13 protein-coding genes are annotated in these 14,360 nt (G+C 36.2%); 11 read left to right on the top strand and 2 right to left on the bottom strand.

The features are described 5' to 3' along the window. Positions 1-672: 672 nt before the first annotated feature. Positions 673-900, top strand: coding sequence for a photosystem II protein, Psb35-related (locus tag PN497_RS01060; protein WP_096565792.1), 228 nt, complete (start codon positions 673-675; stop codon positions 898-900). A 271-nt stretch (positions 901-1,171) separates the two neighbouring features. Continuing rightward, complete coding sequence (locus PN497_RS01065; protein WP_096565794.1) at positions 1,172-1,534, top strand: four-helix bundle copper-binding protein; 363 nt, start codon at positions 1,172-1,174, stop codon at positions 1,532-1,534. Between the two features lie 698 nt (positions 1,535-2,232). Here PN497_RS01065 and PN497_RS01070 read toward each other — a convergent pair. After that, complete coding sequence (locus PN497_RS01070; RefSeq protein ID WP_096565796.1) at positions 2,233-3,822, bottom strand: helix-turn-helix domain-containing protein; 1,590 nt, start codon at positions 3,820-3,822, stop codon at positions 2,233-2,235. A 753-nt stretch (positions 3,823-4,575) separates the two neighbouring features. Between PN497_RS01070 and fdxB the strand changes: the two genes are divergently transcribed. From fdxB to PN497_RS01115, 9 genes are all read left to right on the top strand, one after another. Then, positions 4,576-4,869 carry a ferredoxin III, nif-specific gene (gene fdxB / locus PN497_RS01075; RefSeq protein ID WP_096565798.1) on the top strand — a complete coding sequence of 98 codons (294 nt, stop codon included), beginning with the start codon at positions 4,576-4,578 and terminating at the stop codon, positions 4,867-4,869. A 626-nt stretch (positions 4,870-5,495) separates the two neighbouring features. Then, a complete protein-coding gene (locus PN497_RS01080) occupies positions 5,496-6,476 on the top strand; it encodes a cytochrome c oxidase subunit II (protein ID WP_096565800.1) in 981 nt (326 codons plus the stop codon). Between the two features lie 309 nt (positions 6,477-6,785). Further along, entirely contained in the window at positions 6,786-8,465 is a 1,680-nt protein-coding gene (gene ctaD / locus PN497_RS01085; protein WP_190348147.1) for a cytochrome c oxidase subunit I, read from the top strand. Positions 8,466-8,565: 100 nt separating this feature from the next. Beyond that, a complete protein-coding gene (locus tag PN497_RS01090; protein ID WP_096565802.1) occupies positions 8,566-9,162 on the top strand; it encodes a cytochrome c oxidase subunit 3 in 597 nt (198 codons plus the stop codon). A gap of 192 nt (positions 9,163-9,354) precedes the next feature. Further along, entirely contained in the window at positions 9,355-9,924 is a 570-nt protein-coding gene (locus PN497_RS01095; protein ID WP_096565804.1) for a Uma2 family endonuclease, read from the top strand. Positions 9,925-10,014: 90 nt separating this feature from the next. After that, on the top strand, positions 10,015-10,470 hold the full coding sequence (locus PN497_RS01100; RefSeq protein WP_096565806.1) for a DUF29 domain-containing protein: 456 nt from the start codon (positions 10,015-10,017) through the stop codon (positions 10,468-10,470). A gap of 461 nt (positions 10,471-10,931) precedes the next feature. After that, a complete protein-coding gene (locus tag PN497_RS01105; protein WP_096572573.1) occupies positions 10,932-13,112 on the top strand; it encodes a DNA phosphorothioation-associated putative methyltransferase in 2,181 nt (726 codons plus the stop codon). 68 nt (positions 13,113-13,180) lie between these two features. Further along, a complete protein-coding gene (locus PN497_RS01110; protein WP_096565808.1) occupies positions 13,181-13,420 on the top strand; it encodes a type II toxin-antitoxin system HicB family antitoxin in 240 nt (79 codons plus the stop codon). Positions 13,421-13,461: 41 nt separating this feature from the next. Next, positions 13,462-13,647, top strand: a complete 186-nt coding sequence (locus tag PN497_RS01115) for a type II toxin-antitoxin system HicA family toxin (protein ID WP_272109332.1) — start codon at positions 13,462-13,464, stop codon at positions 13,645-13,647. A gap of 135 nt (positions 13,648-13,782) precedes the next feature. Here PN497_RS01115 and PN497_RS01120 read toward each other — a convergent pair whose 3' ends face one another. Further along, on the bottom strand, positions 13,783-14,160 hold the full coding sequence (locus PN497_RS01120; protein ID WP_096565810.1) for a tellurite resistance TerB C-terminal domain-containing protein: 378 nt from the start codon (positions 14,158-14,160) through the stop codon (positions 13,783-13,785). Positions 14,161-14,360: the final 200 nt, after the last annotated feature.

A 14,360-nucleotide genomic window follows, 5' to 3' on the forward strand; every position in this document is an offset into this window, starting at 1 on the left:
ATATAAAACCTAGACAAAACTAGACTTTACTTTCTACTTCAACGGGAGCATGGGAGCAGTTATCCCTCAGTAGACTTTCACGCCTTAGCCAGACGCGATCGTGTTCCAATTAAGTTTCTGAAAAAGACTACCACCATCATTGCTTGGTTTTCGCGTCGGCAATAGTCTCAATTCAATACTTGATTTCACCGTATTATATATCAAGTAGTTGATTTTTTCCTAAAAATATATTGATTTTTGTCAATATAAGTATAGTTTTGTCTATGAAATTGTCAACTTAGGACTTGCTCTCCCCATGAACGCAGAGACAATTACTCAGCTACTGGTGATTTTGTTGAGGCTGGTAATAGACATCTCTGGTAATGAAATGTGCATAACCTGAAACCCATTCGTAGGGACAATTCATGAATTGTCCCTACATTGATTTTCAGAGAGGTTTAATGGGTAATGTTCCTCTCTAACCAGCAATTGATCTTATTTATACACCAAACTACTATATAGTAGTACAGTAATTTATTTAGTCTGAGAGTGTGGAATACTCTACCACAAACATCGGTTAGCACAACTGGGGAACATTTGACAATTTTGAAAACAATCTGTTACATTTATTTACATAAAGCAATAAAAGTTAAGACACAAAAGTTAAGACACAATAAAAACACGAGGTTAAAGATGACTATCTTAATTGCATTATTAGTTGTAGGTTGGGTTGCTGCTTCTGTGATTGGTTCTTTGGCTTACTTCATGGGTGAACAAAGCAAGCCTATCCATGAACGGAACTGGCGTTCTGAGTCTTTTGCACAGTTGGCTAAGTCTATTACTGGGATGGAAATTGATTACAGCGATCGCACTCCTGCCTATGCGATGGATGCTTATGCCAGTCGCACTCTACCCCAATAGTAGTACATAACGCTTAATCAAATGCCCATAGATCCCTGTCTTCTTCAAGAAGTCGGGGATTTGAATATTCAACGGTTTTCTTTTCCAATAGAAATTACTGCCAAAGTAGCAAGAAAGATTCTGATTTTGTTGTTAGTATTCATTGTCGGAATTATCGGCTGATCAATTCAGGGCTTCCCCTATTATTTACCCTGGAAACATCGGTAGTTAATGTGGTTATTAGTCTAATTCATGACTATAAATACGCATCAAAAAATCAGGAGTATTTGCTATGATGATGATGATGACTGAATCCATGACTACGGAAATGCAAACTTGCATGAATGCTTGCATGGAATGTCATAAAATATGCTTGGAAACCATGACTTACTGCATGAGCAAAGGTGGTAGGTACATGGATATGGGCATGATGAGCATAATGCGTGACTGCTCTGAAATGTGCATGATGTGTACAAATATGATGATGAGTGGTTCTGAATTTATGGAACGCACTTGTATGCTGTGTGCGGAAATGTGCGATCGCTGTGCTGCTGCCTGTGAAACCATTAGCGATGACAGCAAAATGAGAGATTGCGCCGCAGCTTGTCGTAGATGTGCGGAAACTTGCCGATCAATGCAAATGGCGCGTGCTTAATTTGAATAACTAGCAGATTAACTATTATCAATTTATCTGCAACCTATTTAAGCGCTCAGGCTGTGGTGGTTTGGGCGCTGATCAATTGAAAATTGACAATTGATAATTGTTTCATTCAAGGTTTAATATTATTACCATAAATTGTCTGATTTGTCAATGCCCCTATTTCTCACCCGCAAACAACAGCAGGGAATTTTGGTAAATCTCGTGTCAGGATTTTTTGATAAATTTTTGATTTTTTGGGTTATTTCTTTTTTGGCTATCCCTGAAGCGTTTATCAGTCAAGGCTTGTGAACTTGTGCTAAAAGATACATCTTAAAAATAGGCACAATAGGACAATTTACAAATTCTCTTAAATCATAGCAGATGGCTGAAAGTATTGCAAGCTCGTTAATAAATAAAAATAATTCTCAATTAAATCTTAAGAAAATATAAAGGGAGAATTTGGAAACTTATATATTTTAAAACTGTTTCTAGATTTAGATAAGATTTAATTATTAGAAAACACTCAATAGCGATCGCTGTTTACCTACCGATAGATCCCCGACTTCTCTAAGAAGTCGGGGATCTGGGTATTAGTTACTTAAATAGGACTTATGCAAGATTGGACTAAAAACCTAATTCTTACGTAGGGGTAATTCATGAATTACCCCTACTTTAAATTACCCCTACTTTCGTTCTGTTTTGCATAAGTCCTGTTAAAGAATATTCAGCACCCTCCTTAATAAAGCTTGATCTTCAGGTTTAGGTTTCAGACGACCATTTTCCACATCACGAATCCAACTTTGACTTTTACCTGTTAACTTTGCTAATTCTCTTTGGGAGATATTGATACTTTTGCGGGCTTGAGATACTTGTTCAGCTAATAAATTATCCGTAGTTTTGACGGTTTTTTTACTTCTCACATTACGCCGCTTTTTTTTCTCAGCATCTGCACTGATATTTTCCCATTCTGGTGGTAATTCAAAAGATAAAATCCGGGCATTCATCAACATATTCCACTTACCACGGGGACCGCTATCTGTAAGTCGATGATCACCACCACCGTCATTGATCCAAAACTCTAAAGCCTCATCTGGATCTTCGGGAATATCAACTAATTTTGCCCATAACGGTTGGATTTCTATGGGGTAGGTAACAGGATCAAAAATTGGCTTAACTCCAGAATGATTGAGAACTTCCAAATCATTTTCAAAAGTTCGTAATAAACGCTTACGTTCATCTCGCAATCTGGAAGCTAAGTTAATTTTTTCCTCACCATAAGCAACACGCAGTAAAGTAGGAACAGTAATCCGTTGTTCTCTACCCATCTTGGTTTTAAAAAGTAACCATAACATCAATCTGACTGCGCCTTCATGTTGCTGCCACAGACTCATAACAGTAGTTAACAGCGTTTTCGGCAGACTACCATATTGATAGAAACCAGTCCGTTCTTTACAGCCTTGTTTATTTAAAAAATGCTGCGCCCAAAGACCGGCTTTAACTTTAAATGTCAACCCAACTAAATATTTACATCCCTGTGCATCTTCCTGAAAATGATGATGAATATCTGTTAAATGCCACAAAGGACTTTCTTTAACAGAAAAACCGGGAACTTTACCTCTTGCTTGCCAGTCAATAGAAACAACCAGAGAGCAAGCTTGTTGAACGATGTTTTTAATTAAACATAACTTGGCGGTTTTGTTGAGGTCTTTACGTTTTTCTAATCCCAAGTATGCTTCAAATTGTCGCTCATCAATTGAAAACTCTTGTTCCCAGGGTTGATCTAAAGTTGTAGCATAGGCAGCAAAAATCAGATGAATACAAGCAGCTCGAAGATCAAGATTTTCAATTGTTGGTAAATTTTTAGCCCGGTTACTAACTTGAAATGAGTCCTGAAGCTGAAAAGAAATTGCACCCCGACCTTGATTAACTTGTCGGCTATAGTGTAAATTACCTGCTGCATCTGTTTCCCATTGTAATGATTTACGTTGTGCTAATAAGTTGCAAGCTTCCCAAATAACTATTGCCGAAGCAAAGGGATGATTCTTGCCATTAGAAAACAAATTAGGACTGGTAGGTTCTCGCGCTTCAACTTTGCATCTGCCTTTTTTTGCTTGCCAGGGTATGGGGGAATTTGTAGGACAAGCAATTACACATTGCGGTTCTGGATAATAACCCTCACAATTGTTACAAAGACAAGGATCAATCCAATATTCGTTATTTTCGATTTTGATTGCACCCGTAGGACATTGGGGGCGGCAGTTATCACATCCATCGCAATTTTTGTTAGGAATTGTATAAGGCATAAGGCTGCTTCCTAGTCTAATTGCTGAGATGTTTGGCTCAAGTCTACCCTCGATGTCTCGTCTTGATTCATAACTTGCTACCAAATTATCTCCATGACAAGATCAGTTATTCAGTTAACAGTTATTGTCTTTGAGTATTGACTGTTCACTGTTGATTTTTACCTGTCACCTCTTTGGGACTTTGAAAGTAAGGCTTCATTGCTTCTTCATTAACTATACATTTCATAAAGATTTCGCTAAGTTTGTTCATAATGAGCTTGGAGAATTTTTTTAATATTTGTGTTCTGCTTTCACAGGAAATCTTGACAAAAACTGTTTTTAAATAACATCATAAAAATTGGAAATTGTTTTTAATTAGTTAATGTTTAAATTCCTGTTCACTAACTGTTTACTTCTGATTGTTGATTATTTAGTATCTGCAAATACTGTCAAAATTATTACTTTAACCTTATGGACTATTTTCTACTTGTTGATTTTTGCGAAAACCTATCAATAAAAATATCAGGATATAAATTATCTTTATCTGAAAAATAACTGGATTTTCTCTTTGAATACTAAGGATCGAGTAGAGACTTTTTTAATAAAAAATTGCATCTAGCCTAGAAAATTATTCGAGATAAATTGACATGATTTTTCAAGTCAGCAAAACTTGATAAAAAAGTTAACTTTTATCAGCAAAATGCCAAAATATTAGGCTACTATTAAGAGTAAATCACCAAGAAAATTGTAAGCGAAATTGCTGAGGTTAGATTCATGGCAACATTAACAGGATTGACATTTGGCGGTAAGTCTTGGACACCTAAATTTGTTACAGAAATTGACAAGGATAAATGTATTGGTTGTGGCAGATGTATTAAAGTATGTGGTTACACAGTTTTAGGGTTGATGGCATTGAATGAAGAAGGTGAATTTGTAGAAGATGAAGATGATGAAGAAATTGAACGCAAGGTGATGGTAGTTGCTCACCCAGAAAACTGTATTGGTTGTGAAGCTTGTTCTCGCATTTGTCCCAAAAATTGTTATTCCCATACAACATTAGACCAGTAATACCTATGGGCATCAACTACAGTCAGTAAGTTACAAGGAGAAAAGAAATTGTTTAACTCCTGACATCAGCATCACTGATTGATGAAAGTTCATTTAGAGGGGAATACTCAATCCTTACCTAACTTTGCCTAATTAGTTAAAAAAATATTAAAAATTTTAGGATTAACAAAAACATAGATTTAAACTTGTTAGGGTTCATTACCTTAATGATAAAATTATGGTGATTTTAATGAGAAGTTCACCAAAAGCTAAAATCCCATGACTGATTAATTCTGTTGCCATAATTAATCATAAAAAAGGCTAATTGTATATAAATTGGGTTTTTGAGTCAAGGTAAACAGGAGAAAAAATATAATTTGTAATATTTTTGTAATATTTGTGAGCAAGATGTGAAAAAAATCTGGAAGTTTACCCAATTTTGATGACTTACAAGTTAGAACGGTAATAAGTAAAAATTGAGGAGTCAGGAGTCAGGAAAAAAGGTGACAGGTGACAGGTGACAGGTGACAGGTGACAGTAAGAAGAGAATGGTATCTCATTTTCAAGAATGAATTTTTCTTCTTCTAGGACCCATACCCGACACCCGACTTCCACTGATAATTGTTAATTGATAAAGAGCAGGTAGTATGCAAAAAGTTCCTGTGTCATTGTGGACACTATTAGCGGGGATGTTCATTGCCCCTATTAGTATTTGGATAGGTCAACATCATCATTTATTACCAGAACAAGCATCACAACAAGCGCCTTTGGTGGACGGCTTTTTTAATGTCATGTTTACCATTGCGATCGCACTATTTTTAATAGTCGAAGGCACAATCTTAATTTTCCTATTTGTCTACCGTCGTCGTACTGGAGACAATAGTGATGGTGTACCGATAGAAGGCAACTTAGCATTAGAAATATTTTGGACAGCTATTCCCAGTGTCATTGTCATTGGTTTAGGTATCTACAGCGTAGATGTTTATAACCAAATGGGAGGTTTAGAACCGGGTACTCATCCTCATCATGTTGCTCATGTTTCTGGTACGGCAATGGCAGCTAGTATGAATGATAATTCTCAATCTCAATCTTTAGCTGCTCCTAATATTGGCATCGGTGCAAGTCCCCAAACTAAAAATAAACCAGCAGACTTGGTAGTTGATGTTAAAGGAATACAATTTGCGTGGTTATTTAACTATCCTGAAACCGGCATAGTTGCTGGAGAACTTCATGTTCCCGTCGGTGCAGATGTGCAGTTAAATTTATCCGCAGATGATGTTATTCATTCCTTCTGGGTTCCCCAATTTCGGTTAAAACAAGATGCAATTCCTGGTGTACCCACAGAACTAAGATTTGTAGCTACAAAACCAGGTGTTTATCCCGTAGTTTGTGCAGAATTATGTGGTGGTTATCATGGTTCAATGCGGACACAAGTTGTAGTTCACAGTCCGGAAGATTTTAATAACTGGTTAACCGAAAATCAGTTGGCACAAAAACAAGAACCACAGCAAATTATAGCAGTCAATCCTGATAATTTATCACCTTCTGAATTTCTTGAACCTTATGTTCAGGAAATGGGAATAAATGCAGAGAATATGCAGTCATTAGTAGAAGAAGGGAATAGGTAATAGGTAATAGGTAATAGGTAATAGGTAATAGGTAATAGGTAATAGGAAAGAAATGATCTGATGATTTATTCTTAATTATCCTGACTCCTGACTCCTGTACGGGCGAAGTAGGGGCGAAGCATTCGGAAAATAACCTGTGATCAAAATTGATAATTTATAGCCCGAATGCTTCGCCCTTACAGGAAAATAGCCTTTTCATAAAATTGATAATTTGTCATCCGAATGCTTCGCCCCTACGACTCCTGACTCCTAACTCCTGACTTCTGAAAATCCAAAATCTAAAATCTAAAATCTAAAATCCAAAATCGCATGACCCAAACAGAATTTTCACCCAACATACCACCAGATAATAGTCAACAAAAGACTTTACTGGTTGCCCATACTCAACATCTCCAAGCTTGGAAATGGTATGATTATTTCACCTTTAATATTGATCACAAAGTGATTGGTATTCAATATTTGGTGACAGCATTTATATTTTATTTAATTGGTGGTTTGATGGCCGTGGCTATCCGCACCGAGTTAGCCACACCAGACTCCGACTTACTTGATCCAAATCTGTATAATGCCTTCATGACAAATCACGGAACAATCATGATCTTTCTCTGGATTGTTCCTAGCGCGATCGGTGGTTTTGGTAATTATTTAGTACCCTTAATGGTAGGTGCTAGAGATATGGCATTTCCTAAATTAAATGCCATTGCTTTTTGGTTAAACCCCCCCGCAGGATTACTATTATTAGGTAGCTTCTTTTTCGGTGGTTCTCAATCTGGATGGACAGCTTACCCACCACTAAGTTTAATCACCGCTAACACCGCGCAAACAATGTGGATATTAGCGATAGTCTTAGTAGGAACATCCTCAATTTTAGGATCAATAAACTTCGTCATCACCATTTTAATGATGAAAGTTCCCAGCATGAAATGGGATCAAATTCCTTTATTTTGTTGGGCAATTTTAGCAACATCCATCCTGGCACTTTTATCTACACCAGTCTTAGCAGCAGGATTAATTTTACTGCTGTTTGATATTAACTTTGGTACATCATTCTTCAAACCAGATGCAGGTGGTAACGTCATTATTTACCAACATTTATTCTGGTTTTATTCCCACCCCGCAGTTTATTTAATGATCCTGCCAATTTTCGGGATCATGTCAGAAGTAATTCCCGTTCATGCACGAAAACCGATATTTGGATATAAAGCGATCGCCTATTCCAGCGTTGCTATTTGCGTCGTTGGTTTATTCGTTTGGGTACACCATATGTTCACAAGTGGAACACCCGGATGGATGCGAATGTTCTTCACCATTTCCACATTAATAGTAGCCGTTCCCACAGGAGTCAAAATATTCGGTTGGGTGGCAACTTTATGGGGTGGAAAAATTCGGTTTACCAGCGCCATGTTATTCGCCATTGGTTTATTATCAATGTTCGTCATGGGTGGTTTAAGCGGCGTAACAATGGGAACAGCACCCTTTGACGTTCACGTTCACGATACCTATTATGTAGTGGGACATTTCCACTACGTTTTATTTGGTGGTTCAGTCTTTGGAATTTACGCCGGAATCTATCATTGGTTCCCCAAAATCACCGGCAGAATGATCAACGAAACCTGGGGAAGAGTTCACTTTGCTCTCACATTTATTGGCACAAACTTAACATTTTTACCCATGCACGAACTTGGATTACAAGGAATGCCACGCCGAGTTGCCATGTATGACCCCCAATTTACCAGCTTAAACCAACTTTGCACCATCGGCGCATTCATTTTGGGTATTTCCGTCATTCCCTTCGCTTACAACATCATTAATAGCTGGCTAAAAGGAGAATTTGCAGGAGATAACCCCTGGGAAGCATTGAGCTTAGAATGGACCACCAGTTCCCCACCAATAATTGAAAACTGGGAAGTTTTACCCGTAGTCACTCATGGTCCTTATGACTATGGCCATAACCATGATAAATCATCAGTAACAGAGACTGTAGCTTAAAACTTAGAGGTACGCGAAGGTAAGCAGAGTATTTTAAAACTAATTCTTTGCGCCTTTGCGTCTTTGCGTGAGACAAATCAGAATTTATTAGGAAAATAGCATGACAGCAATTACAACCAGCGAAAATCACACCAGTGAACACGAACAACACCCAGATTTAAGAGTTTGGGGACTATTAACTTTTTTAATTTCTGAATCATTAATGTTTGGTGGATTTTTTGCCACCTACTTATTTTTTAAAGGTACTACCGCAGTCTGGCCACCAGAAGGAACAGAAGTAGAATTATTAGTACCCACCATTAACACCATCATCCTCGTTTCTAGTAGTTTTATCATTCATTTCGGTGATAAAGCAATCAAAAAAAATAGCGTTGGTTGGATGCGGTTTTGGTACTTCATTACTTTTTTAATGGGTGCAGTATTTCTAGTAGGGCAAGTTTATGAATACATGAACTTAGGTTATGGTTTAACTACCAATGTTTTCGCTAACTGCTTTTATTTAATGACAGGTTTTCACGGACTTCATGTATTTGTGGGACTGTTATTAATTTTAGGTGTTTTTGTGCGGTCTTTCGGTCCAAATCATTATAATTCCATGCAACATACTGGCATTGAAATGGCGGAAATTTACTGGCACTTTGTTGATATAATTTGGATTATTCTTTTTACTTTGGTTTATCTGATGAATGCTTTTTAAGTTGGTAATGGGTAATGGGTAATGGTTAATTATTAACTCTTTACCTTTTACCTGATTATACATCTTTCACAACTGTGAAAACATCATCCAATCACATCCTGTAAATCCTTAAATCCTGGACATCCTGATTCTGACAATTAGCCGTAATTCTGCTATAATCATAATGACTTCAATATAATCGGTGACAGTATAATGATTACCACTGTTGAGCGTCGTTATAGTTTAGATGAATATCGCGCCATTGAAGAAAAAGCTGAAACACGCAATGAGTATCATGATGGAGAAATTGTACCAATGCCAGGAGGATCACTCAACCACAGCCGTATCGGTGGTAATATTTTTGCATTTCTAAAATTTCTGCTCCGTGATAGTCAGTTTGAGCCAATTAATAGTGATTTACGGTTATGGATTCCTGAATATAAACGCGGATTATATCCAGATGTGATGGTTTTTGATGGTGAACCACAATTAAATGAAAATCGCAATGATGAAGTTTTAAATCCTACTTTAATTATAGAAGTATTATCCCCTTCGACGGCAGATTATGACCGACAAAGTAAGTTTAGAATGTATCGTTCAATTAGCAGTTTTTGTGAATATTTATTAGTTGAACAAGACGAAGTTTTTATAGAAAAATACAGTAAACTGTCTCAAGGTTGGTTATTCAGTGATTTTAATAATTTAGAAAAATCTATTTCTTTAGAGTCAATTGGGGTTGAATTACCGATAGCAGAAATTTATCGCGGTGTTGTTTTTGATTAGATCCCCGACTTCTCAGATCAATCCTCTAATTCACGATAAAGTTATCAAAGGAGTCGGGGATATTGGAGTTAAAAATATGAGAGAAAGATTATGAAAACCACATTACCAAATTTATCAGAATCTCTCTACAACCAAGATTTTCATCTTTGGGTAGAATCAACTATCAAAATATTACAACAAAAAAGATTTGATAAGTTAGATATCGAAAATTTAATTGCTGAAATAGAAAGCATGGGGAATAATGATAAAAAATCAGTTAAAAGTAACCTGAGAATTTTATTAATGCACTTACTCAAATGGCAATATCAACCAGAAAAAAGGACAAATAGCTGGCGTACAACAATTAAAGAACATCGTAACAGATTAGAGGATGATTTTGCAGATAGTCCTAGTTTAAGGAATTACTATTTAGAAATATTCAATGAATGTTATCAAAAAGCGAGAGACTTAGCTGCTTCAGAAACAGGTTTATCTATATCTGTGTTTCCTGGGGAATGTCCTTTTAATACTGACTTGGTTCTCAAATCTGATTTTTTACCAGAATAAGATGCAGGTTTTTACTAATATTTTCAACACCCAAAATGTGTCTTCTGGGATTATAAGCCAAAACATGGGTTAGGCGTTTCTGTGCATTGATACCAACATTCTCGCATTTAAAGTGAATGTTTGAGTGGTTTATTTGACACACTACCTTTGATTTTGCCACTCTTCAGATGTACGGAATCTGTTCAAAATTCCAATAGGAGTCCTATATTTATTTATTGTGACATTAATCTCAGTTCAGACTCACTTGGTTAATAATAAATCTTATTATTGACAAAAAAGACAAAATCATAATTTATTATGGGAGAATTACTATCAAAACTGGGTTAATAATTATTTTTGACCAATAATTTCCAATTTCCATAATTTCTGGATTGTCAAAAGCCTACTTAAAATTCCGGCTAATCAATCTAAAATCTAAAATCTAAAATCGAATGACTGGCAGTTTTCTGCTAATGAGTGCAATGGTTAAGCCTGAGAACAACTTGAACACCTTTAAAGAAATTTGCCAAACGTCCAAGCAGATAGAATTTAGCACCATCGCTGCTTGCTGCTATAACAGTCAATATGGCAAACTTCTCCCAGATGCTTTTTACATTCATCTTTCTGCGCTGCATACACTGGATGTCCAACTTCAGCAATATGAAAGTCTAGCTCGCAGTGTCGCACCCCAAGCGGAACTGGCAACAATTGTTAAATTTAGCACGAATAAACCCAAGGTTTCTTACTTATTTTATCCTGATTTTGATACCGATCCTCATCCAGCTTTACATTCTAGTATTCAAGTTGATGTAGAAACTCTGACTTTTAATTTCAGAGATTATACAGATACAGATAATCCGCCTATTCTTCACCGTAAGGAGACTTTTGTTACTCCTGATTATCCTTTGTATGAAGAGTTTGCCAGTTTAACTCGCGCTCAAGTAGCGTTAGGTTTACTCTACAATACTAGGGGTATTGGTACTCGGTTGGGTTGGGAAGAAAAGTTAAAAAGATACGGAGTAGAAATACAGGGACATACTTTAGTTATAAGAAAAAATAACAACACAAATAATAATTCAGCAGATTCAATCCCAACAATACCAAAAATTGAAAGACATAAAGCTGCTATTATCCGTCATGATTTTTCTCGACCTTTGCGTTTAGCTTTAGATGCAGGTTTGTTTGGTTCAGAAACCACCTTTTTTGATTATGGTTGTGGACATGGTGGAGATATGCAGCGCATCGCAGATCAAGGTTATGTCAGTAATGGTTGGGACCCTTATTATTTACCAGACGCTCCCCGCATACCTGCGGATATTGTGAATATTGGTTTTGTGATTAATGTTATTGAAGATCAAGGTGAACGTAGGGAAGCATTAATAAAAGCTTGGGAACTGACGCAAAGAGTTCTGTTGGTATCTGCTCAGGTGTTAATATCAGACTCTCAGAAAGGTGTAATGGCTTATGGTGATGGTGTGATTACTAAGCGTAACACATTTCAAAAATATTATGAACAAGAAGAATTAAAAGTTTACATTGATCAAGTTTTGGAAGTTGATGCTATTCCTATAGCTTTGGGGGTTTATTTTGTTTTTAGAGATCCTGCGGAAACCGAATTATTTCGCGCTTCTCGTTATCGTTCTCGCGCTACTACTCCTAAAGTGAGAGCTTGTATTCAAAAGTTTGAAGAACATCGAGAATTGTTAACACCTTTGATGAATTTTATGACTGAACGGGGTAGAATACCTGGTAAGGGAGAGTTAGCCCAAGAAGAGGAAATTTGTCAACATTTTAGTAGTTTAAGACGAGCTTTCCAAGTGATTATTAAAGCGACAGACTCAGAAGAATGGGAAGCGATCGCAGATAAACGTCGTCAAGATTTATTAGTTTATTTAGCATTAACAAAGTTTAGTCATCGTCCCAGATTATCAAAACTACCGCCAGCAGTTCAAGAAGATGTTTTAGGATTATATAGTAGTTATAAACAGGCGTGTTCAGATGCGGATCAAATGTTAAAAAGTGTGGGAAATACAGAGTTAATTATTCAACGTTGTCAAGAAAGTAAAATTGGGAAAAAATTAAATAATTCTCTTTGGGTTCATATTTCTGCATTACAAGCACTTGATCCTTTATTACGATTATATGAAGGTTGCGCTAGTCGGACTATTGGTAGGTTAGAAGAAGCAAATGTGATTAAATTCCATTTGCAAACACCAAAGATTTCCTATTTGTGTTATCCTGATTTTGATCATGAACCTCACCCGACATTATATAGATCAATGAAAATTGATTTACGGGATTTACAAGTTACCTATAGAGAATATGATGTTGATGATGATCCGCCGGTATTGCATCAATTAGAAACTTTAGTAACTCCTGATTATCCATTGTATGATAAGTTGGTAAAATTAACGCTTCAGGAAGAGGAAAGAGGACTGTTTGAAAATTGGCAAATTATTAGTCATCTTTCAGGGTGGCAGAAATGTTTAAAGGAACATTTTACTGTGATTAAGGGATATAAATTATATTGGTGTAAAGATGCTGATCCTTATAAGTTGAAGTTGTTTAAAAATGCTATGAATAATCGGAAGAAAGAGAGAGAAAAGGTGATGGAAGTGGTGGAAAATGGTGATGTTGCGGGGATAGATGGTGAGAGGAATTAGTTGTAGTTTTAGAGGATATTTGAAAAGATGGTTTATAATGAAAAAGTGATTAATGAGGAAATTACAGTATGAGTAATCATAGCAAACAAGTTTATAATTACACCGTTATTCTGGAAAGAGAACAAGAGGGAGGATATCATGCTTTTTGTCCTCTTTTGAAAGGTTGTCATTCTCAAGGAGATACTTTTGAAGAGGCGATCGCTAATATTCAAGAAGCTATTGAATTATATCTTGAAAGTTTAATAGCTGATGGTCAATCTATCCCTAAAGAAGATATTATTGTTAAGCCATTAAGTGTTTTAGTATGAGTATTTTTCCGAGTGTCAAAGCTAAATAATTTATTAAAGTTATTGAAAAAATAGGTTTTTATTTTGATCGTCAAAAGGGAAGTCACGCGATTTACAAGCATAATGATGGGCATAGAGTTGTGATTCCTATTCATTCGGGTAAAGATATTAAACAAGGTACTTTAATGGGAATTATTCAAGATGTTGGTATGGATAAAGAAACATTCTTTAATTTGTTAGGAAAATAAGATTTATTGTGACTTCCAAATTAGAACAGTAGGGTAAGTTAGCGACAGCGTAAAGCACCGAATTGATGATATAATTGAGGCGTTACATTGGGTTTGTAGCTTGTTTTGTGAAAAATTATCACCACCCAACGCACCCTACAGGCTTGATATCATTGTTTCCACCATTAATAAATAGTCATTAGCTATTTTTGGTATTTCATTATTTGTCTCAATAATTATTTCTCCCAGGGTATCATAGGCTATTTTATTAATATCATCAATTAGTAAGCTGGGCATGGTAATATTTCTTTCGGCAATTTTTTTGATCGTATCTTGCAGGTTTTCTTGTGTAGCTATTGCTGTTAATATTTCTATTTGATCCTGAGATATTTTTTCTCGGAAGTTTTGCCATTCTACGTTTCTATCATCTCTCTGATATTGAAATCCTTCATATATTTCAAAAGTGGATTTTAATTGATCTAGTAATTTTTCGGTCTTAGCTATAAGTTCACTGAGTCTGTCCATAGTGTCCATAGTTGAGAATCCATATTTAGGGGTTGCTGAGAAAGTCTTTCCGTGAGGGCATAGGAGTCAGGAGTCAGGAGTCAGGAGTCAGGAGTCAGGAGGAGATTGGAAAATTTCTTTGCCATCTCTTGAAATCCCAAAAAATGCACACTTTTTCCGGTATACCCTTCAAAACCCTTGCACTAATTTCTGTGTTTATCAGCCTCTAA

The sequence above is a fragment of the Sphaerospermopsis kisseleviana CS-549 genome, assembly GCF_028329225.1.
Classification (GTDB): Bacteria; Cyanobacteriota; Cyanobacteriia; order Cyanobacteriales; family Nostocaceae; genus Sphaerospermopsis; species Sphaerospermopsis kisseleviana.

Bases quoted from the DNA above. Each gene is read 5' to 3' on its own strand.
- PN497_RS01060 (WP_096565792.1), top strand. From the start codon at position 673: ATGACTATCTTAATTGCATTATTAGTTGTAGGTTGGGTTGCTGCTTCT.
- PN497_RS01065 (WP_096565794.1), top strand. From the start codon at position 1,172: ATGATGATGATGATGACTGAATCCATGACTACGGAAATGCAAACTTGC.
- PN497_RS01070 (WP_096565796.1), bottom strand. From the start codon at position 3,822: ATGCCTTATACAATTCCTAACAAAAATTGCGATGGATGTGATAACTGC.
- fdxB (WP_096565798.1), top strand. From the start codon at position 4,576: ATGGCAACATTAACAGGATTGACATTTGGCGGTAAGTCTTGGACACCT.
- PN497_RS01080 (WP_096565800.1), top strand. From the start codon at position 5,496: ATGCAAAAAGTTCCTGTGTCATTGTGGACACTATTAGCGGGGATGTTC.
- ctaD (WP_190348147.1), top strand. From the start codon at position 6,786: ATGACCCAAACAGAATTTTCACCCAACATACCACCAGATAATAGTCAA.
- PN497_RS01090 (WP_096565802.1), top strand. From the start codon at position 8,566: ATGACAGCAATTACAACCAGCGAAAATCACACCAGTGAACACGAACAA.
- PN497_RS01095 (WP_096565804.1), top strand. From the start codon at position 9,355: ATGATTACCACTGTTGAGCGTCGTTATAGTTTAGATGAATATCGCGCC.
- PN497_RS01100 (WP_096565806.1), top strand. From the start codon at position 10,015: ATGAAAACCACATTACCAAATTTATCAGAATCTCTCTACAACCAAGAT.
- PN497_RS01105 (WP_096572573.1), top strand. From the start codon at position 10,932: ATGGTTAAGCCTGAGAACAACTTGAACACCTTTAAAGAAATTTGCCAA.
- PN497_RS01110 (WP_096565808.1), top strand. From the start codon at position 13,181: ATGAGTAATCATAGCAAACAAGTTTATAATTACACCGTTATTCTGGAA.
- PN497_RS01120 (WP_096565810.1), bottom strand. From the start codon at position 14,160: ATGGACACTATGGACAGACTCAGTGAACTTATAGCTAAGACCGAAAAA.